This is a genomic window from Streptomyces sp. NPDC045899, assembly GCF_056431485.1.
The window spans coordinates 59,764-78,799 of sequence record NZ_JBWKKP010000013.1; the positions used below are offsets into that span (position 1 = coordinate 59,764).

The window sequence follows — 19,036 nt, forward strand, 5'->3', positions numbered from 1 at the left end:
CGGGCCACCCGGTCCGCCGTGCGGAGGCCGGAACTACGCAGCGGCCGGAAAGAGCCGTTCCAGGACCACCGCGATCCCGTCCTCCGCGTGGGAGGCGGTGATCTCGTCGGCCACGGCCTTCAGCCCGTCGTGCGCGTTGGCCATCGCCACTCCGTGGCGCGCCCACTCCAGCAGCGGGATGTCATTGGGCATATCGCCGAAGGCGATCGTGTCGGCCGCCGTCACCTTCAGCCGCCGGGCGGCCAGCGACAGCCCCGTGGCCTTGGTCAGCCCCAGCGGCAGCAGCTCCACCAGACCGGCGCCCGCCACCGTGACACCGATCAGACCGCCGGCGGCGATCCGGACGGCGTCCGCGAGGGCGTCGTCGTTCAGCCGGGGGTGCTGGATGTAGAGCTTGCTGATGGGCGCGGTCCAGAATTCGTCCGGGTCGGTGACGGAGACCTGCTCCATGTCGTAGCCCATCCGGTACCCCGGCCCGAACAGCACCTCGCCGTCGAGACCGTCACGGGCCGCGGCCAGCGCCAGCGGACCGGTCTCCGCCTGGATCTTCTCCAGCGCCAGCGCCGCCACCGTGCGGTCCAGGGTGACGGAGGTCAGCAGCCGGTGCTCACCCGCGTGGTAGAGCTGGGAACCCTGCGAACAGACCGCGATCCCCCGGTAGCCGAGGTCGTCCAGTATGGGCCGGGCCACCGGGACGGTCCGTCCGGTGACGACGATATGCGCGGCGCCCGCCGCGGTGGCCGCCGCGAGCGCGGCGCGGGTCCGCGCCGAGACGGTGTGGTCGGGGCCCAGCAGGGTCCCGTCCAGGTCGGTGGCGATCAGGCGGTACGGCAGCGGTCCGGTCGCCGCGGGGGCGTCGCTCACCGGGTGACCGGTTCGAGGACCTCGCGTCCGCCCAGGAACGGCCGCAGCGCCTCCGGCACCCGCACCGAACCGTCGGCCTGCTGGTGGTTCTCCAGGATCGCGACGATCGTCCGGGTGACTGCGCACAGCGTGCCGTTGAGCGTGGCCAGCGGGCGCACCTTCTTGTCCTCGCGCATCCGGATCGACAGCCGGCGCGACTGGAACTCGGTGGTGTTGGAGGTGGAGGTCAGCTCGCGGTACTTGCCCTGGGTCGGGATCCACGCCTCGCAGTCGAACTTCCGCGTGGCCGAGGAGCCCAGGTCACCCGAGGCCAGGTCGATCACCCGGAACGGCAGCTCCAGCGAGGTCAGCCACTGCTTCTCCCACTCCAGCAGCCGCTGGTGCTCGGCCTCGGCCTCCTCCGGGGTGGTGTAGACGAACATCTCCACCTTGTCGAACTGGTGGACCCGGAAGATGCCGCGGGTGTCCTTGCCGTACGAACCGGCCTCGCGGCGGAAGCAGGAGGAGAACCCGGCGTACCGGCGGGGCAGCCGGTCCGCGTCCAGGATCTCGTCCATGTGGTACGCGGCCAGCGGCACCTCGGAGGTGCCCACCAGGTAGAGGTCGTCCTTGTCGAGGTGGTAGACGTCTTCCGCGGCCTGGCCGAGGAAGCCGGTGCCCTCCATCGCCTTCGGCTTGACCAGCGCGGGGGTGAGGATGGGGGTGAAGCCCGCGGCCGTGGCCTGTGCCATCGCCGCGTTCACCAGGGCGAACTCCAGCAGTGCGCCGACGCCCGTCAGGTAGTAGAAGCGGGAGCCGGAGACCTTGGCACCGCGCTCGGTGTCGATCGCGCCGAGCAGCTCGCCCAGCTCCAGGTGGTCCTTGGGGGTGATGCCCTCGGCCGCGAAGTCGCGCGGGGTGCCGACCGTCTCCAGGACGCGGAAGTCGTCCTCGCCGCCCACCGGGACGTCCGGGTGGACCAGGTTGCCCAGCTGGAGCAGCAGCCGCTGGGTCTCCTCGGCGGCCTCGTCCTGCTCGGCGTCGGCCGCCTTGACCGCCGCGGACAGTTCGCCCGCCTTCTTCAGCAGCTCGGCCTTCTCGTCACCGGCGGCCTTGGGGATGAGCTTGCCGAGCGCCTTCTGTTCGGAGCGGAGTTCGTCGAAGCGGACACTGGAGGACCTGCGCCGCTCGTCGGCGGTCAGGAGCGCGTCGACAAGGCCGACGTCCTCTCCACGAGCGCGCTGGGAGGCGCGCACACGATCGGGGTCCTCACGGAGCAGGCGAAGGTCAATCACCCCACCAGGTTACCGGTGTGGCCTCGCACCCTCGACGCGATATTCCTTTGTGTCCTTATTTGCCCGTTTTCGCCAGTGTGGGAAACCGGGGGAATTTCTGTGACGCCCACCGTCAAGGAATACGTGCGCATTCCCTGAAAAGGGGCAAAGAGGTGGGCCTGGGGTGACGGCTTTCCTTGTGGGCGGGGCGAGTTGACCGCGGGTTGTCCACAGGGGGCGGGTCGAACCCTCCGAGTTATCCACAGCCTGTGTGTGAGATCTGTGGATGTCGGGGTGATCATTCGGTCCGGCGGAGTGCTCGGCGATGGATTCCCCTATCAAACCTCGTTCACACACTCCTTGAGAGGGGAATGCCTCACTCCAAAGAGTTGGCCAATCGAATTGGGGTGACGAGCACCCTCTGTCTGATGATGGTGAGAAATCCGCCCACTGTACGGATCTGTCGACAATGTCGGGTTAGTCTGTCGACTTATCCCCAGCGCCTGGCCGCAGCCTGTGGATAACTATCCCCATCACCCTGGGGACAACGCCGGGTGACGCGGTCGTCAACCGGCGTCCGCCAGGTTCAGGCTCGTCCGTCCTGGCAGCGCGCCAGCCACTCCGACGCCTCCGTGAACGCCTCGTCCGACGTGCCGTGCCGCAGCGGGGCGATCTCCGACGCGGTCACCCCCGCCCGCGGATACGAGCCCAGGAAGCGCACCTTCGGGCAGATCCGCTTGAGTCCCATCAGCGCCGACCCCACCCGGCGGTCGGTGATGTGCCCCTCGCAGTCGACCGAGAAGCAGTAGCGGCCGATGCCCTCACCGGTCGGACGGGACTCGATCCGCATCAGGTTGACCCCGCGCGCGGCGAACTCCTGGAGCAGCTCCAGCAGCGCGCCCGGGTGGTCGTCGCCGAGCCAGATCACCACGGACGTCTTGTCCGCGCCGGTCCGGGCCGCGGGCCGCGCGGGACGGCCGACCAGCACGAAGCGGGTCATCGCGTTCTGCGCGTCGTGGATATCGGTGACCAGGGGCTCCAGACCGTACTTCGGCGCCGCGAACTCACCCGCGAACGCCGCGTCGTACCGCCCCTCCTGCACCAGCCGGGCCCCGTCCGCGTTGGAGGCGGCCGACTCCCACTGGGCCCCGGGCAGATTCCCCGCCAGCCAGTTGCGCACCTGCGGCTGGGCGACCGGATGCCCGGTCACCGTCTTGACGTCCGCCAGCGAGGTGCCCGGCCGGACCAGCAGTGCGAAGCTGATCGAGAGCAGCACCTCGCGGTAGATCATCAGCGGTTCGCCGGTGGCCAGTTCGTCGAGGGTCGCGTTGACCCCGCCCTCCACCGAGTTCTCGATCGGCACCAGGGCGGCCGCCGCCGCGCTGGTGCGCACGGCGTCCAGCGTGGCCGGGACCGAGACCATCGGGACCAGTTCGCGCGTGGCGGCCTCCGGCATGGACCGCAGCGCGGCCTCGGTGAAGGTGCCCTCGGGGCCGAGGTACGTATAGCGGCTGGCCGACATCACGGTGGCTCCCTGTGATCAGACGAGGACCGCCACGATACCCAGCGGGGCGCATGCGGCGCCCACGCCCGGGGCCCGCCCCCGGCCCTGGTGGTTCCGGCGGTCCTGGCGGATTCGGCGGCTCATCCTTCCAAGAGTGCCTGACCGACGTACTCTCCCGGACCGGCGCCGCCGGGGACCGCGAACAGCGCGCTCGCCTCGTGCCGCAGGAAGCGCGAGAGATCGTCGCCCAGGTCCAGCTTCCGCTGCACCGGTACGAACCCCTTCATCGGGTCGGCCTGCCAGGCGACGAACAGCAGTCCGGCGTCCGGCGCCCCGTCCTCGCGGAAACCGTCGTGGTAGGAGAACGGCCGCCGCAGCATGGCCGCGCCCTGGTTCGACGCGGGCGCCGCCACCCGGACGTGCGCCGCCCCGGCGATGGCCAGCGAACCGTCCCCGTTCACCTTGTCCAGCCGGACCGGGGTGTCCTCCGTACCGCCGGACAGCGGGGCGCCGTCGGACTTGCGGCGTCCGATCACCTTCTCCTGGCGCTCCGGGGAGAGGTGGTCCCAGGAGTCCAGCAGCATCCGGATCCGCCGGACCACCGCGTAGGAGCCGTGCGCCATCCAGGCGGGCTCGCCCTTCGCGGGTACGAAGACCCGTCGCTGGAAGGACTCGTCCGACGGCTTGGGGTTGTTGGTGCCGTCGATCTGGCCCATCAGGTTGCGGGCCGTCATGGGACGGCCGGTGGCGCCGGGCGTGCGGTTGAAGCCGCTCATCTGCCAGCGCAGCCGGGCGGCGCCGCGTGCCTCGCGCTGGAGCGCGCGCAGCGCGTGGAAGGCGACGAGACCGTCGTCGGCGCCGATCTGGATCCACAGGTCGCCGTTGCTGCGCCCCGCGTCCAGGGCGTCCGAGGCGAAGTCGGGCAGCGGGGCCAGCGCCTCCGGCAACCGGTCCTTCAGCCCCGTCCGGCCGAAGAAGGTCCGGCCGAATCCGAAGGTGACGGTGAGCGAGGAGGGACCCGCGTCCAGCGCGATCCCCGTGTCGTCCGGCGGCGCCTCGCCCTCGGTCAGCTGCCCGGCCGTCCTGGACCAGCGGCGCAGCAGTGCCGCGGCCGCCCTGCGGTCCGTGCCGGGGGCCAGGTCGAAGGCGACGAGATGGCCGTGGGCCTGGAGCGGGGTGGTGATCCCCGCCTGGTGCGTGCCGTGGAAGGGCACGGCCGTACTGCCCACCGAGGTGAGCGGTTCCGGCTCGGAGCGGGTGGCCCCGGCGGCGTACGCACCGGCGGCACCGCCCGTCACCAGACCGGTCGCGCCCGCGGCGCCCGCCGTGCCCAGCAGCCGGCGCCGGGAGATCCGCGAGCCGGTCTCCTGCGGCTGCTCCCGCGCTGTGTCCGTCCCGGGGTCGCCCTTCGCGTCGTGCCCCGATTCCTTCCCCGGGTTCCGCCGGGTGTGCTGCTGAGTGCTCATTGCGCGATCTTCACGGTCTTGGTCTCCGTCACCTGGTCGATGTCGGAGGTGCGTACGGTCAGGGAGATCTGCCAGGCGCCGCCCAGGGGCAGCCGCACGCTCTCGGCGCTCCAGTGTCCGGTGGACAGGTGCCTCAGCGGCACCCGGAGCGGTCCGATCGCCTTCTCCTCGAGGGTCAGCGACAGCTTGACCTCCTCGGCGTCCACGGGCCGGTCGGCCCGGTCCAGGAGGAAGACATGGAGCGTGTTGTCCCCGGGGAGCGCCGGGTCCAGCATGACCACGGCCTTGCCGCGGCCGCTCTTGTTCCCGGTGTCGTAGGGGATCTCCACGCTCACCGGGTCCACGCCCAGCGGATCGGGCGCCGCCGCGGCGGCGGGCTGTGCGGTCTCGGCCCGGCCGGGCTGGGTGCCGCTGAGCACGGTGGCCACCGCGAGCAGCACCACCGCCACGACGGTCTCGGCCAGCACCGAGCGGCGCAGTCCGCCGCGCACCGGGTCGGCGTCCCGCTCGCGCAGGGCCGCGGTCCTGTCGACGGCGGCGCGCTGCCGGGCGAGCTGGGCGCTGCGCACGGGATCGGCCGCGGTGCCGGATCCGCCGTCGGATCCGCCGTCGTCCTCGGCCGCGTCCGCGCCCTTGCCGCCCGACCGGGCCCTGACGACGGTACGGCCCGAGGATGCGGCCGACGCCGCCGCGACCTTGGTCTTGGTCCTGGCCTTGGTCCCGGCCTTCGGCGCCTCGGCCGGGGCGGACTCCGCGGCACCGTCCTCCGCCGCGTCCAGCAGGCGGCCCGTCCAGCGGCGCGACACCGCGGCGAGACCCACCAGAACCGCCATCAGACCGACCTTGACCAGCAGCCACTTCCCGTATTCGGTGCCGGTCAGCGCCTTCCACGAACCCACCTGCCGCCACGACTGGTAGAGGCCGGTGAGCACCAGCACCACCACCGAGGCGAAGGCCAGCCGGGAGAAGCGGCGCACCGCCGTGCGCCCGACCGGTTCGCCCGCGCGCAGCGCCACCGCCAGTGACACCATTCCGCCCAGCCACACGCCGACCGCGAGCAGATGGAGCACGTCCACCGGCATGGCCAGTTCCTTCTGGATGCCGACGGAGGCGTGTTCGGCCATGGCCCAGGTCGCGGCCAGTCCGATCGCGACCACCGTGCCGCCGAAGCCGAGCCCGAAGGCCAGGTCCTGGCGGCGGCCGTGGTCGATCTCGGCGTACTCCGCGTCGTCGCCCGCGGCCTTCGCCGCCTCGGCCTCCTCCGTGCGCCGGGTGTACGTACCGAAGAGCACCGCCAGGAAGACCGCCGCCGCGCCGAGCAGCAGCAGCCGCGAGAGCATCGCGGCGCCCGGTTTGGTCGAGAGCACGTCACCGAGTCTGCCCAGGTCGAGGACCGCGCCGATGCCCTTGCCGTCGGTGTAGGGAGCGCGCAGCAGCAACAGCGCCAGGGTGGCCGCGAAGAGCGTCACCCAGCCTCCGACGGCGATCTTGCGGACCGACCGTGAGGAGCGGCAGACCCCGGCGAACACGCTCGCGCCGACCAGCGCCGCGAAGCCGCCGTAGGCCACGTAGCGCCCGATCCCGTACAGCGTGCCGACGGTGCTGTCGGACTCCCCGCCCCGGGAGACCGTGACGCTGGTCTTGGACGGGGCGCCGATGGAGAACGTGACCGCGCCGTTGATCGGGTGGCTGTCCTCCGAGACCACCTTCCACGCCACCGTGAACGTGCCGTCCGGCAGCCCGGAGTGCAGTCCGACCGCGGCGGTCGAGGTCTTGCCGCCCACATGGCCGGGCTTCCCGGAGTCCACCCGCTTGCCCTTGGGGTCGAGTACCCGCACCGAATCGTCGGAGAGCAGCACGCCCTCCGAGAAGTTCAGCGTGATCTCCGAGGGCGCGGTCCGCACCACCGATCCGTCGCGCGGGTCGGTCGAGGTGAGCGTGGCGTGCGCGGACGCGGTGTTCGCGCCGACGGTCAGCGCGCACAGCAGCGCGGCCAGCAGGGCCGCGCCGACCGCCGTCAGCCGCCGGGCGGTGACGGAGCGGGCGGTCCCGGCGGGCGCCGGGAAGGTCAGCGAGGGCATCGGGCGTCAGTCCTTGGGGCGGTACGTCGTCGGCTCGACCGGGACTTTGATCTCGATGGGGTCGGAGTTCGCGAAGCGCAGGGTGAACTCGACCTTCTCACCGACCTTCGGCCGGTGGGTCAGTTTTGTCAGCATCAGATGATCGCCGCCGCTGGCCAGCTCCAGCCGCCCGTTCGCCGGGACGTCCAGCGAACTCACCTGCTTCATCCGGTTGCCGGCGGTGTGGTGCAGGGTGACCTCGGCGGCGAGCGGGGTGGAGACGGAGGTCAGCCGGTCCGCGCCGCCGCCGGCGTTCCGTACGGTCAGGAAGCCCGCCGCCATGTCGTCCATCGACGGCTGGGGGAGGTACGCGCCGCGGACGGAGAGCTCCGGACGGCCGCCGTCCTTCTCTTCCCCGCCGCCGCCGTCACCGTCACCGGAGCCGCAGGCGGCGACCGCCGCGGACAGACCGAGGACGAGCGCCGCGGCGAGGGCCGTGCGGGAGGGTGCGCCGCGGGTCACGGGTTCTGTCCCTTGACGATCTTCGGCAGGTCCTTGGCGTACTGCTCGGCGGTGGTGCCTGTGGTGTAGATCCAGTGGCCCTTGTCGTCCTGGGGCGCGTAGCCGACCACCTCGGCGCCGTGGCCGACGGTGATGCTGCCGTCCTTCTCCTTCTTGGGCTTGTCGACGTAGATGCCGAGTGTGCGGGCGGCGGCCTGGATGGTGTCGAAGCTGCCGGTGAGGCCGACGAAGTCCTTGCCGCCCTGGGCGTTGAGCCAGGAGCGGATCCGCTTCGGCTTGTCGCGCTCGGGGTCGGTGGTCACGAAGACGACGCGGAGCTTCTTCCGCTCCGCCGCGGAGAGCTTCTTCTCGGCGATGCCGAGGTTGCTCATGGACAGCGGGCAGACGTCCGGGCAGTGGGTGTAGCCGAAGAAGAGCAGGGTGGGGCGGCCCTTGGTCTCCTCGATGAGGTCGTACTTCTTGCCATCGGTGTCGGTCAGGACGAGGTCCGGCTTGGCCTTCTCCCTGCCCTTGTCGAGCGAGATGGCCTTGCCCGACTGCTGGCCCCCCTTGACCTCGGCGGTGGCCGCCTTGTCGCCGTCGCCGCCGGAGCCGCCGCAGGCGGTCAGGGTGAGCGCGGCGGTGGCGACAACAGCGGTGCCCAGGATGGTGGTGCGCATGGAGCTGTTCTCCCGTGAGACGTGTGGATCGGTGCGGCGTGCAGGAGGTCCGGGCGTGCGGGCGGCGGGCCGGAGGGGCCCGCCGCCCCGGCGGACCGCGCCGTCGGGTCAGGACGTGCGGTCACGCCGTGGGATCACGCCGCGGACGCCGGTGGTCAGGCGGAGCGGCGGCGGCTGGCGAGGACGCCGAAGGCGACGCCCGCGATGCCGACGACGATGCCCGCGACGCCCAGCACCCGGGCGGTGGTGTCGCTGCTGTCGCCGTCGGAGTCGTCGGCGGCGGTCTTCTCGCCGTCCTCGCCCTCGCCCTTGTCGTCGTCCTTGTGACCGGAGGCCGCGGCACCGTGCGCGTCCGAGCCCTCGGCCGGGGCGACCAGCTTGAGGACCGGCGCCGGGTTCTCCGGCTCGTCCTCACCCTCCTTGGGCTCCTCGATCCAGCGCACGACCTCCTTGTTGTCGTACGTCTGGAGGGCCTTGAAGACGAGCTGGTCGGCGTCCTCGGGCAGCTGGCCGACGGAGAGCGGGAACTGCTGGAACTGGCCCGGCTCGATCGAGCCGCCGGTCCAGGTGACCTTGGTGACCGCCTCGGTGATCTTCTCGCCGTGCATCTCGATCGGCTTGTCCAGCTTGCTCTTGGTGACCTTCACCTTCCAGCCGGGTACCGGCTGTGGCATCACCGAGGCGAGCGGATGGTCGGTCGGCAGGGTGACTTCGAGCTTGGTGGTCGAGGCGTCGTCACGCTCGTTGGGCACCTTGAAGTTGACGGTGCTGTAGCCGCCCTTCTCGGCCTCACCGGGCTGCACGCTGACGTGCGCGAAGGCGGGGCCCGCGGCGAGCAGCACCAGGCCGCCCGCGGTGAGGGCACCGAGAACCGGCAGACGACGAAGACGCATGGCGTTCATGGGGTACTCCAGGGATCCGAAACGGATGATCGGTGGGTGGCGCGCGTACGGCGAGGCCGCGGCCGCCCTCCGGAACCGCTGGAGGGGCGTCGCGTCGGTCAGGCCGCGAGGTCGTGACGCGGCGGACCCCGTCTGATCACGCTGTGCTGGAGTACGAGGGCCGTGACGGCCCCCTCGTCACGCTCGTCCCGGCGCGGCCGCCGGGGCCCGGCCGGGCGCAGTCCGGCCAGTCCGGTCAGCAGGGTCCGCACCAGCCGCAGCGCGGCGCGCAGACCCCGGACGAACGCGACCTCGGCCACCTCGCGCGCCCCGCCCACCGAAAGCCGCACCACCCGCCACACGGCCACCTCGCTGCGGCGCAGCAGCCAGCCCATGGCGACGGCGGCCAGCAGATGGCCCAGCACCATGGGCAGTGACGGCAGCAGGCTGTCCACGGCGGGAACGTTCACGGCGCCCGATGCGGGGGTCAGCGGCACGGAGTGCAGGGAGTGCGCGGCGTGCACATCCCCGACCGAGGAGGGGTCGATGCCCGCCCGCTCGACGATGTGACGTGCGGTGGCGCTGTCCATCCGGCCGGGCACGGGGGCGCACAGCAGGTGCGCGGCCAGACTCATGACCCGGCTCTCGTGTCCGTCGGCCCGCAGGGCGGCCGCCGCCTGCTGCTGGCCGAGCCCGAACACGGTGTGCAGGACCAGCTGGCCCACGGCGAGCAGGCCGGCTATCCCGGGCAGCGACCGCTCGCGTCCGGCAAGCGGCACCGCCACCGAGAACAAAGCCGCAGCTCCGACGCCCACCGTCCACAGCGGCACGGTCGCGCAGGACGCGATGACGTGCCCGGCCGCGGACAGCACGACGCAGACCGCGGTGAACACCGCGGCCCGCAGCATGCGGAGGTCGGCGCCCGCACGGGCGACAGGGGAAGCCATGGCGGCGCCATCATCCCACCGAGCAAATGCGTTACCTACGGCGGGTAGGGCGTAACGGCGCACACCGGGACAGCCCCATACACCGGTGCGCCCGCCGTGCGCGTCCGCCGAATGAGCGGAGTCACGTCAATCGCACGCTTACGGACCATGGACCCAGGCAATACGTAACGGTATGTCGAGCCGCGGCCGGGAGGCTGGAGCATGAGCATCTGGTGGTCACTCCATTTGCCCCGCGAGGCGGCGAGCGTTCCCCTCGCACGACGACTACTCCTCGGCACGATGGAGACGGCCGGGGTGGACCCGGAGATCTCCTACGACCTGTCGGTCGCCCTCTCCGAGGCATGTGCGAACGCGGTGGAGCACGGCGGAGCCGACGGTACGGACGGTGATTACCGGGTCACGGCCTTCATCGACGGTGACACCTGCCGGATCGAGGTCACCGACTCGGGGCCCGGATTCACCCAGCGCGGCACCGTCCGTCGCGGACCGCGCACCCGCAGTGAGCGGCGGCCCGCCACCCCGCGCAGACCGCAGCACCCGCAGGGTCCGGCACCCGCGCAGGCGGAGCACGGGCGGGGGCTGTTCCTGATCGAGGCCCTCACCGACCACGTCCGCTACCGCGACCGGCCGGGCCGCGGGGGTGTGGTGGTGAGCTTCGACAAGATCCTCAAGTGGCGCGAGGACTCCCTGCTCCGGGCGTCCTGACCGCCCTGGCGGTTCTGACGGTCCCGATCACCCGGACGGTCCTGGTCCGGAGCGTCGCTCAGCCGGTCCCCGGGGCCGGCTGCTCGGGCGGCAGTGCCCGGCACAGGGCGTCCAGCGCCGCCGGGAAGGCGTGCTCGGGCGGGGTCGCGTAGCCGACGACCAGCCCCTCCAGCGGGGGCGTGGTCGCGTCCGGATGCCGGTAGCCCGCGAGACCGTCGAGGGCCAGCCCCTGCCAGGAGGCGGCCTGGACGGCGGACCGTTCGGTGCCGGGCGGGAGTTCGAGCACCGCGTGCAGCCCGGCGGCGATCCCGGAGACCCGGATGTGCGGGGCGCGTTCGGTGAGCGCGGTCACCAGCGCGTCCCGGCGGCGCCGGTAGCGCAGCCGCATCCGGCGCACATGACGGTCGTAGCCGCCGGTTTCGATGAAGTCCGCGAGCGTCAGCTGGTCGAGCGCGCTCGCCCAGCCCTCCCGCTCGCCCTTCACGGACAGCACGACGTCGACGAGGTGGTCCGGCAGGACCATCCAGCCCAGCCGCAGCGCCGGGGAGAGGCTCTTGCTGACCGAACCCAGATAGAGCACCCGGTCCGGGTCGAGCCCCTGGACCGCGCCGACCGGCTGGCGGTCGTAGCGGAACTCCCCGTCGTAATCGTCCTCCAGGACGAGTCCCCCGCCGGCCCGCGCCCAGTCCACGGCCGCGGCGCGCCGCTCGGGGTGCAGCGGACCGCCGGTCGGGAACTGGTGGGCGGGGGTGAGCAGGGCGGCCCGTACCGTCCGCAGCGCCGGATGGGAGGTCAGCTCCTCGGTACGGGCGCCGGAGTCGTCCAGCGGCAGCGGGACCGTGCGGACCCCGGCGGCGGACAGCAGGGAACGGTGGAAGGCCAGTCCGTACGCCTCGACGGCCAGCGCCGGGCGCAGCACCTTGGTGCCGCTGAGCAGCCGCAGGGCGTGGGCGAAGCCCGAGCAGACCACGATCCGGTCCGGGTCGGTGCGCACCCCGCGGGCCCGTGCCAGGTAGTCGGCGAGCGCACGGCGCAGCTCGGCGCGGCCGTGCGGGTCACCGGGGCCGAACGCCTCGTTGGGCGCGGCGGTCAGGGCGCGGCGGGCGGAGGCGAGCCAGGCGGTGCGGGGGAAGGCGGAGGCGTCCGGCTGGCCCTGGAGCAGGTTGTGGGCGGGGCGCGGCGGCGGTGCGGCCCGGCGCCTGCGGCCGGTGGGGGCGGCCGGGGCGGGGCGTCCGCCGCGCTCCCGGCCGGTGTGCCGGGGCGGGGGCGGCGCGGTCCGGGCGGCCACCCGGGTCCCGGAGCCCTGGCGGGCGGTGAGCCAGCCCTCGGCGACCAGCTCGGCGTAGGCGTCGGCGACCGTGTTGCGGGCGATCCCGAGGTCGGCGGCGAGCGAGCGGTAGGGCGGCAGCCGGGTGCCGGGGGCGAGCCGTCCGCCGCGGACGGCCTCGCGCAGCGCGCTCATCAGCGCGGTGCGGCGGCTGCCCGCGCGGGTCAGCTCCAGATGGAGGTCACTGCCGAGGATCTCCGCCGAATTGACCCGCGATTCCGCCATGGAAATGCACCCTATAACCTGTCGCATCGAGGCTTAGATTCGTCGTCATGACCACAACGATCGAGACGACCACGACGACGACCGCCGAGACGACCACCGGGGGGACGCGTCCCGCGCGGGTGGACTTCGCCAAGGCGGCCCCCAAGGCATTCAAGGCGCTCATCGGACTGGACGCCGCCGCGCGGGAGGGCCTGGACCCGGCCCTGGTGGAGCTGGTGCAGATCCGCGCCTCCCAGCTGAACCACTGTGCCTACTGCCTCCATATGCACACCACCGATGCCCACGCGGCGGGCGAGCGCCCCGAGCGGATCAGTCTGGTGGGGGTCTGGGAGGAAGCGGGCGAGGCCGGGTTCTACACCGCGGAGGAGCAGGCCGCCCTCGCGCTCACCGAGGCGGTCACCCTGCTGCCGGGCGGGGTCCCCGACGAGGTGTACGCGCGGGCCGCCCGGCACTTCGAGGAGGCGGAGCTGGCCCGGCTCATCGCGCTGATCTTCACCATCAACGCCTGGAACCGGATCGCGGTGACCACCCGCAAGGTGCCCGGCAAGGGCTGACGGGGCCGACGGCCCGCGGGTGTGCCCGGCCGGGGCTCGCGGCAGCGGAACGGGGGAGCGGCGGGTGCCGCTCCCCCGTTCCGGTCCGTGTGCGGTGGCCCGTGGCCGGAGGACCGGAGGGTCAGCCGGTGAGGCGGGCCATCCACGCCTCGACATCATCGGCCCGGCGCGGCAGCCCGGCGGACAGATTGCGGTTCCCGTCCTCCGTCACCAGGATGTCGTCCTCGATCCGGATGCCGATGCCGCGGTACTCCTCGGGCACGGTCAGGTCGTCGGCCTGGAAGTACAGACCCGGTTCGACCGTGAGGCACATCCCCGGCTCCAGGGTGCCGTCGACGTAGGTCTCGGTGCGGGCCACGGCGCAGTCGTGCACGTCCAGGCCGAGCATGTGGCCGGTGCCGTGGAGGGTCCAGCGGCGCTGGAGGCCGAGCTCGAGCACCCGCTCGACCGGCCCCTCGACCAGGCCCCACTCCACCAGCCTGGTGGCCAGCACGTGCTGGGCGGCGTCATGGAAGTCGCGGTACTTGGCACCCGGCTTGACCGCGGCGATGCCCGCCTCCTGCGCCTCGTACACCGCGTCGTAGATCGTGCGCTGGAGCGCGCTGTAGGTGCCGTTGATCGGCAGCGTGCGGGTGACGTCCGCGGTGTAGAGGGTGTCGGTCTCCACCCCCGCGTCCAGCAGCAGCAGATCGCCGGAGCGGACCCGGCCGTCGTTGCGCACCCAGTGGAGGGTGGTGGCGTGCGGTCCGGCAGCGCAGATGGAGCCGTAGCCGACATCGTTGCCCTCGACCCGGGCCCGCAGGAAGAACGTGCCCTCGATGTAGCGCTCGGAGGTGGCCTCGGCCTTGTCCAGCACCTTCACGACGTCCTCGAAGCCGCGGACCGTGGAGTCCACCGCCTTCTGGAGCTGGCCGACCTCGAACTCGTCCTTGACCAGGCGCTGCTCACTGAGGAAGACGCGCAGCTCCTCGTCGCGCTCACGGGTGACCTTGTCGGTCAGCGCGGCCTCGAGACCGGCGTCGTGGCCGCGCACGATGCGGACCGGTCCGGTGGCGGCCTGCAGGTCGTCGGCGACCGTGCGGACATCCTTCACCGGCACGCCGTACAGCCGCTCGGCCTCGGTCAGGCTGTTCCGCCGGCCGACCCACAGCTCACCCTGGCCGTCCAGCCAGAACTCGCCGTTCTCCCGGTCGGAGCGCGGCAGCAGGTAGAGGCTCGCGGTGTGGCCCTCGCCGCCCGCCTCCGGCTCCAGGACCAGGACGCCGTCCTCGGTCTGGTCGCCGGTCAGGTAGACGTACTCGGTGGCCGCGCGGAAGCGGAACTCCGTGTCATTGGACCGGGTGCGGAGATTGCCCGCGGGGATGACCAGGCGCTCGCCGGGGAAGCGCGCGGACAGCGCGGCACGGCGGCGGGCGGTGTGCGGAGCCTGCTCGACGGGCTCCAGGTCGTGCAGCTCGGTGTCCGCCCAGCCGGACCGCATGTTCTCGGCGAGCTCATCGGAGACGCCCGGGTACAGGCCGTTCTTCCGCTGCTGGATGGGCTGCTCCTCGGCCTCCGGGGTCTCCAGGGCTTCAGGAGTGGGCTCCTCGGTCACGACATCCTCCTCGAACTGGACCTCTCCCATGGTAGGTGGGAGGACACGGCCGCCGGGAGGGCGGAGAAGGCCATGCCGCGACCGGGCCGCGGCGGGCGGCGCGGCCCGGCGGGGGCGGTCCGGGGCGGTGGCTCAGTCGAAGCGGACCGCGAGCAGGACCAGGTCCTCGGTGCCGTCCCCGGTGTCCGTGCCCCCGGGCAGCACGGTGCGCAGCACATGGTCCAGCAGCGCGTCCACGTCGTGGCGGACGGCCTTGGGTGCGCTCGCGGCGGCCGCCTGGAGCCGGGCGAAGGCGCGGTCCATGGGCTCCCCGGTGCGGTGCAGCAGCCCGTCGCTGTAGAAGAGGAGCGTTTCTCCACAGCCGGGTTCCAGCTCCACGCTCGGGGCCTCCCAGCAGGAGAGCATCCCCAGCGGCGCGGACAGCGTGGTCTCCACGAACTCGGTGCGCCGGTCACCGGTGATCAGCGGTGGGCAGTGCCCGGCCCCGGCCAGCACCACCCGGCGCGGACCGGGCTCGCAGTACGCGAACAGGGCGGTCGCGGAGCGGGCGGGTTCGGTGAGGCGCAGCAGCAGTTCGAGGTCGGACAGGACGGCGACCGGATCCTCCCCCTCCATCACCGCGTACGCGCGCAGGGAGGCGCGCAGCCGTCCCATCGCGACCACGGCGCCGGGGCCGGTCCCGGTCACCCCGCCGACGGAGACCCCGAGCGCGCCGTCCGGCAGCGGCAGCGCGTCGTACCAGTCCCCGCCGCCGTACGGAGCGGGGTGGTGGCGGACGGCGAGCCGGACGCCGGGCACCCGGGGCAGCCGGGTGGGCAGCAGCTCCTCCCGGACGGTCGCCACGGCGGCGTGGGCGCGGCGCAGTTCCAGCAGCCGGGCGAGGTGGGCGGCGGCGTAACGGCAGTACAGGCCGATCAGATGACGCTGCCGCTCACCGGGTTCGGCGGGTTCGTCGTAGAGCCAGGCGGCCGCGCCCAGGCGTCCGGCGGGGCGGTCGGCTCCCACGGCCGTCACGGCGCCCGGCGCGCCCTCGGGAGCGGCGGCCGTACCGGGGTCGTCCGCGGCGGCCGGGCCGGCGGTGGCGACGGGGCCGCCGGCGGTCTCCGCGCCGGTGCCGGGGGAGGGCATGACCGGCCCTGGCGGGGTGACGGCACCGGACCCCTCGGCACCGGAGGAGGTGTCCAGCGGAACGGCGTAGCTGGCGGCGAACCCGAGCCGGGCCGCCACCTCGCGGTGGCGGGGGTCGAGATCGGCCTCGCTCGCGATGTCCGGATGGCTGACGTCGGCGCTCCGCGCACCGTCCGGTTCGGGCAGTCCGTCGAGCAGATGGCCGGCGGAGGCGGAACCGCGCGGGATCGTCTCGATCTGGCCGAGGTCGGCATGGCCGAGACCGAGGCCGACGGTGGTCACCGGACCAAGGCCGTCGGACGGCTCCAGCGCCACGAGACCGCGCTGCGCGCCCACCAGGGCAGCGCCCGCGCGCAGCAGCTCGTGCAGCGCGCCGTCGAGCGTGGCGGTGCGGACCAGCCGCTCGGTCAGCTCATGGAGGGTGGTGAGGTCCGACACCCATTCGGCGAGGCGGTCCTGGACCCCGGGACCGGGACCCGGGTCCGGCACCGCGGCAGGGGGCGTAACGGGGTCGGCAGTTTGCGTGGGCGCCGGGAGGGAAGAATCGATTCCAGCCACTTTCGGCAGGTGGGGCGCGTTCATGGCCCGCTGCTTTCGCCCGCCGCGTCCGGCTCGCTCAATAGCATCGCAAACCCCCTGTCGTGCTGCGCCGCTACTGTGCCGCTACTGTCTCCAGATGTACACGCACCCAAGAGGCGATGTCCAGCATTGTCCCGGTGGTCTTGTTGGTGTCTGGGGGGAATTCAACTTGGCTGAAAAAAAGTCGTTAGGCTGTCAATTTGGGGTCGACTGACGTCAGTCGGCAGCGCGTCGTCTCCACCGCGGCGGGTACACATCGGAGAGGAGCCGGGGGCAGTTCGCATCGCCCCGGAACCCCGTGGCCGGTCCAGGCGTCATAGACGACAACGGCCGCGCCCATCCCCGAGTGACGAGGAAACGCACCACAGGACGGTAAGCGCCATGCGCGCGCCACCCCTCGCCACGTTCCACGCTCGGCCTGCGGCGTGATGCGCTGCCTCGTACGCGCAGTGACTTGTGATCCACGTGCTGTCAACGGCCGAACGATGCCGTACAGCGCCACGTAGTGCCTTGTAGAAGTGCCATGAAGTGCGACGGATACAGCCCTCGGCGTTAACGGAAAGGAACGAGCGCTCATGCGCGAGATCCTCGGAAGGCGACGCAAGTTCTCGCTGCGGCGCGGCGCACGGTCGCCGCTGCTCCGCGCCGCGCTCACCTGCGCCACCGAGTGGCAGTGGCCCGTACTCCCGGGCATCGGGCTCCAGCCCGGCGGTGGACGCGTCCGGGTGTGCGGCTGTCCCGACCCGGATTGCGCGGTGCCGGGCGGTCACCCGTTCGACCCCGTGCTCCTGGCCGCCACCACCGATCCGCGCATGGTGCGCTGGTGGTGGACCAACCGCCCCACTGCCCCCCTGCTCCTGGCCACCGGGGGCCGCGGGCCCTGCGCGGTGAGCCTGCCGGCGGTCGCCGGGGCACGGGCGCTGGCCGTGTTCGACCAGGCGGGGGTGCGGGTCGGTCCGGTGGTCGCCACCCCCACCCGCTGGTCGCTGCTGGTGGCTCCGTACTCCCTGGAGGAGCTCGGCGAACTGCTGAACCGCCAGGACTGGGTGCCCAGCTCACTGCGGTTCCACGGTGACGGCGGCTATCTGGCGCTGCCGCCGTCCCAGACCGGACCGGGCCGGGTGCGCTGGGAGCGCGCCCCGCAGCGGCGCGGCGGACGGCCCTGGCTGCCGGAGGTGTCCGCGGTGGTGGACGCGCTGGTCGAGGCGAGCAGCAGTGCGCCCGACGGCGGCAGCCGGCTGGCCTACTAGGCCGGGCGGCCCCGCGCGTTCCCGCGCGGCTTTCCACATCGGCGTTCATGCATATTCACAGATCCGCATATCCGCAGAAGAAGAAGCGCGGTGGGGCAGCTGCCCCACCGCGTTGTCGTGTGGTGCGCGGGATGCGGTGTGGCCGCCTTCTCCCGCGTTCATGTCCCCGCGTTCTGTCCCCGCGTCTGCGAGGCGCCTTCCGGGCGGCCTGAGGGCGGCTGGGGACCTTGGGGGCCGTACGGGACCGGATCGCCCGCCACGGGGCAACTCCCGCGCCTGCGAGGAGGATTGATCATCCGTCGGGTCGTACCGTCCCGGCCGGGCTCCGCGGTGTCGCGCGTCTCGTCCGGCTCCGGACATGGAAGCGCCCGGTCGCTGGCGACGGGGGATGCACCAGCGACCGGGCTTTTAGAACCGTAACAAGAGATCGGCCGTTAGCAAATTCGATCGCGGATTTCCGGACGCGGATTTCCAGGCCGTAACGGTGAGTTGTGAGCAGGGTCACGTGTGCCGGGCGGGGTGGGACCGCCCGGCCGCGACGGTCAGCTCAGGGTCACCTGACGGTTGGTGAGACCGCCGCGGGCGCGCCGCTGCTCGGGCGTCAGCGGGGTGTCGTCGGCGAGCGCCTCCGCGAGCCGCTCGGCCAGCTCCTGGGCGGGCTTCTCGGTGTCCTCGGCGGGCATCCCCTTGGGCAGGTCCCACACCGGGACGGTGAGCCCGTGAGCCCGGAAGGAGCCCACCAGACGGGTGTTCTCGCCCAGCGAGGAGGCGCCCGCGGCGTGCAGCCGGGCGAGCGCGTCCAGCAGCTTCTCCTCCGGGTGCGCCATCACCCAGCGCAGGTGGTTCTTCTCCGGGGTCTCGCACCAGTAGGCGGCGTCCACACCGGAGAGCCGGGCGGTCGGGATCGCGGCCGCGTTGGCCCGCTCCAGGGACGCGGCGACCTCCCCGCTCGCGTTCGCCGCGTCCTCGAGCCAGAACTCGAAACCCTCGTGCAGGGTCGGCGTGAAACCGCCCTTCGGGTCGAGCAGGTCCTGGAGTCGCGGACCGTCGCCGGGCGCCCGCTCGGCGGAGACCGGAGTGCCGGGTTCGGCGGTGAGGGCGCGCCGCAGCGTGTCGGCGAGGTCGCGGCTGATGTCGCCGGAGGGGGTGTCGTTCTGGAGGCCGATCAGCACCGCGCCGTTGTCCCGGCGCAGCGCGGGCCAGGCCATGGGCAGCACGGTGGCGAGGGTGACCGACGGCACGCCCTCGGGCAGCCCGTCGGCCAGGTTCAGTTCGACGGTGGCGGCGGGCACCAGCTCGCGCAGCGCCACCCAGTCGCATTCGCCGGGGAGTCCTTCGAAGGGGCGCTGCACCAGCTCGGTGACGGCGTGGGCCGCCTCCCTGCCGTGACAGGCTTTGTAACGACGGCCCGAGCCACAGGGGCAGGGCTCGCGCGCGCCCACCACCGGGATGTCGCCCGTTGTCGCCCGGGGGGCTGCGGCCTTCGTCTGGGGGCGGCGCTTCTTGGCCATGGTGTGG

16 protein-coding genes are annotated in these 19,036 nt (G+C 72.6%); 3 read left to right on the forward strand and 13 right to left on the reverse strand.

Going from position 1 to position 19,036, the window contains the following annotated elements:
* Nucleotides 1–33: 33 nt before the first annotated feature.
* From AC07FT_RS20505 to AC07FT_RS20545, 9 genes are all read right to left on the reverse strand, one after another.
* The gene (locus tag AC07FT_RS20505; protein ID WP_479177494.1) at nucleotides 34–864 is read right to left on the reverse strand and encodes an HAD family hydrolase; all 831 of its coding nucleotides are present in this window, start codon (nucleotides 862–864) and stop codon (nucleotides 34–36) included.
* Nucleotides 861–2,138 carry a serine--tRNA ligase gene (serS, locus tag AC07FT_RS20510; RefSeq protein WP_471191851.1) on the reverse strand — a complete coding sequence of 426 codons (1,278 nt, stop codon included), beginning with the start codon at nucleotides 2,136–2,138 and terminating at the stop codon, nucleotides 861–863. Before serS ends, AC07FT_RS20505 begins: the two co-directional genes overlap by 4 nt.
* A 565-nt stretch (nucleotides 2,139–2,703) precedes the next feature.
* A complete protein-coding gene (gene pheA, locus AC07FT_RS20515) occupies nucleotides 2,704–3,639 on the reverse strand; it encodes a prephenate dehydratase (RefSeq protein WP_254746009.1) in 936 nt (311 codons plus the stop codon).
* 122 nt (nucleotides 3,640–3,761) lie between these two features.
* Nucleotides 3,762–5,087, reverse strand: coding sequence for an iron uptake transporter deferrochelatase/peroxidase subunit (efeB, locus tag AC07FT_RS20520; RefSeq protein ID WP_479177495.1), 1,326 nt, complete (start codon nucleotides 5,085–5,087; stop codon nucleotides 3,762–3,764).
* A complete protein-coding gene (locus AC07FT_RS20525; protein ID WP_479177496.1) occupies nucleotides 5,084–7,168 on the reverse strand; it encodes a copper resistance CopC/CopD family protein in 2,085 nt (694 codons plus the stop codon). The genes efeB and AC07FT_RS20525 overlap by 4 nt, the downstream gene beginning before the upstream one ends.
* Nucleotides 7,169–7,174: 6 nt before the next feature.
* The gene (locus tag AC07FT_RS20530) at nucleotides 7,175–7,669 is read right to left on the reverse strand and encodes a copper chaperone PCu(A)C (protein WP_479177497.1); all 495 of its coding nucleotides are present in this window, start codon (nucleotides 7,667–7,669) and stop codon (nucleotides 7,175–7,177) included.
* Entirely contained in the window at nucleotides 7,666–8,328 is a 663-nt protein-coding gene (locus AC07FT_RS20535; RefSeq protein ID WP_479177498.1) for an SCO family protein, read from the reverse strand. Before AC07FT_RS20535 ends, AC07FT_RS20530 begins: the two co-directional genes overlap by 4 nt.
* 155 nt (nucleotides 8,329–8,483) lie before the next feature.
* The gene (locus AC07FT_RS20540; RefSeq protein WP_374215323.1) at nucleotides 8,484–9,230 is read right to left on the reverse strand and encodes a YcnI family copper-binding membrane protein; all 747 of its coding nucleotides are present in this window, start codon (nucleotides 9,228–9,230) and stop codon (nucleotides 8,484–8,486) included.
* A gap of 98 nt (nucleotides 9,231–9,328) precedes the next feature.
* Complete coding sequence (locus AC07FT_RS20545) at nucleotides 9,329–10,156, reverse strand: hypothetical protein (protein ID WP_479177499.1); 828 nt, start codon at nucleotides 10,154–10,156, stop codon at nucleotides 9,329–9,331.
* A gap of 201 nt (nucleotides 10,157–10,357) precedes the next feature.
* Between AC07FT_RS20545 and AC07FT_RS20550 the strand changes: the two genes are divergently transcribed.
* Nucleotides 10,358–10,861 (forward strand): ATP-binding protein, encoded by a 504-nt coding sequence (locus AC07FT_RS20550; protein ID WP_254746016.1) that lies wholly within the window; start codon nucleotides 10,358–10,360, stop codon nucleotides 10,859–10,861.
* A 58-nt stretch (nucleotides 10,862–10,919) separates the two neighbouring features.
* Here AC07FT_RS20550 and pdxR read toward each other — a convergent pair whose 3' ends face one another.
* Entirely contained in the window at nucleotides 10,920–12,413 is a 1,494-nt protein-coding gene (gene pdxR / locus AC07FT_RS20555) for a MocR-like pyridoxine biosynthesis transcription factor PdxR (RefSeq protein ID WP_479177500.1), read from the reverse strand.
* A gap of 47 nt (nucleotides 12,414–12,460) precedes the next feature.
* Here pdxR and AC07FT_RS20560 point away from each other — a divergent pair, with 47 nt between their 5' ends.
* Nucleotides 12,461–12,967 carry a carboxymuconolactone decarboxylase family protein gene (locus tag AC07FT_RS20560; RefSeq protein WP_479177501.1) on the forward strand — a complete coding sequence of 169 codons (507 nt, stop codon included), beginning with the start codon at nucleotides 12,461–12,463 and terminating at the stop codon, nucleotides 12,965–12,967.
* Between the two features lie 121 nt (nucleotides 12,968–13,088).
* Here the strand turns inward: AC07FT_RS20560 and AC07FT_RS20565 are convergent, their stop codons facing one another.
* Nucleotides 13,089–14,561 (reverse strand): aminopeptidase P family protein, encoded by a 1,473-nt coding sequence (locus AC07FT_RS20565; RefSeq protein WP_479177502.1) that lies wholly within the window; start codon nucleotides 14,559–14,561, stop codon nucleotides 13,089–13,091.
* 132 nt (nucleotides 14,562–14,693) lie between these two features.
* Nucleotides 14,694–16,271 carry a PP2C family protein-serine/threonine phosphatase gene (locus AC07FT_RS20570; RefSeq protein ID WP_479177503.1) on the reverse strand — a complete coding sequence of 526 codons (1,578 nt, stop codon included), beginning with the start codon at nucleotides 16,269–16,271 and terminating at the stop codon, nucleotides 14,694–14,696.
* A 572-nt stretch (nucleotides 16,272–16,843) separates the two neighbouring features.
* Here AC07FT_RS20570 and AC07FT_RS20575 point away from each other — a divergent pair.
* Complete coding sequence (locus AC07FT_RS20575) at nucleotides 16,844–17,518, forward strand: bifunctional DNA primase/polymerase (protein ID WP_479177504.1); 675 nt, start codon at nucleotides 16,844–16,846, stop codon at nucleotides 17,516–17,518.
* 542 nt (nucleotides 17,519–18,060) lie between these two features.
* Here AC07FT_RS20575 and AC07FT_RS20580 read toward each other — a convergent pair.
* Complete coding sequence (locus tag AC07FT_RS20580) at nucleotides 18,061–19,029, reverse strand: DUF5926 family protein (RefSeq protein WP_479177505.1); 969 nt, start codon at nucleotides 19,027–19,029, stop codon at nucleotides 18,061–18,063.
* Nucleotides 19,030–19,036: the final 7 nt, after the last annotated feature.

What these genes read in the sequence shown, in the direction of transcription:
- AC07FT_RS20535 (WP_479177498.1), bottom strand. Translation starts at nt 8,328, where the DNA reads ATGCGCACCACCATCCTGGGCACCGCTGTTGTCGCCACCGCCGCGCTC.
- AC07FT_RS20545 (WP_479177499.1), bottom strand. Translation starts at nt 10,156, where the DNA reads ATGGCTTCCCCTGTCGCCCGTGCGGGCGCCGACCTCCGCATGCTGCGG.
- AC07FT_RS20580 (WP_479177505.1), bottom strand. Translation starts at nt 19,029, where the DNA reads ATGGCCAAGAAGCGCCGCCCCCAGACGAAGGCCGCAGCCCCCCGGGCG.
- AC07FT_RS20570 (WP_479177503.1), bottom strand. Translation starts at nt 16,271, where the DNA reads ATGAACGCGCCCCACCTGCCGAAAGTGGCTGGAATCGATTCTTCCCTC.
- efeB (WP_479177495.1), bottom strand. Translation starts at nt 5,087, where the DNA reads ATGAGCACTCAGCAGCACACCCGGCGGAACCCGGGGAAGGAATCGGGG.
- pheA (WP_254746009.1), bottom strand. Translation starts at nt 3,639, where the DNA reads ATGTCGGCCAGCCGCTATACGTACCTCGGCCCCGAGGGCACCTTCACC.
- pdxR (WP_479177500.1), bottom strand. Translation starts at nt 12,413, where the DNA reads ATGGCGGAATCGCGGGTCAATTCGGCGGAGATCCTCGGCAGTGACCTC.
- AC07FT_RS20550 (WP_254746016.1), top strand. Translation starts at nt 10,358, where the DNA reads ATGAGCATCTGGTGGTCACTCCATTTGCCCCGCGAGGCGGCGAGCGTT.
- AC07FT_RS20540 (WP_374215323.1), bottom strand. Translation starts at nt 9,230, where the DNA reads ATGAACGCCATGCGTCTTCGTCGTCTGCCGGTTCTCGGTGCCCTCACC.
- AC07FT_RS20525 (WP_479177496.1), bottom strand. Translation starts at nt 7,168, where the DNA reads ATGCCCTCGCTGACCTTCCCGGCGCCCGCCGGGACCGCCCGCTCCGTC.
- AC07FT_RS20575 (WP_479177504.1), top strand. Translation starts at nt 16,844, where the DNA reads ATGCGCGAGATCCTCGGAAGGCGACGCAAGTTCTCGCTGCGGCGCGGC.
- AC07FT_RS20560 (WP_479177501.1), top strand. Translation starts at nt 12,461, where the DNA reads ATGACCACAACGATCGAGACGACCACGACGACGACCGCCGAGACGACC.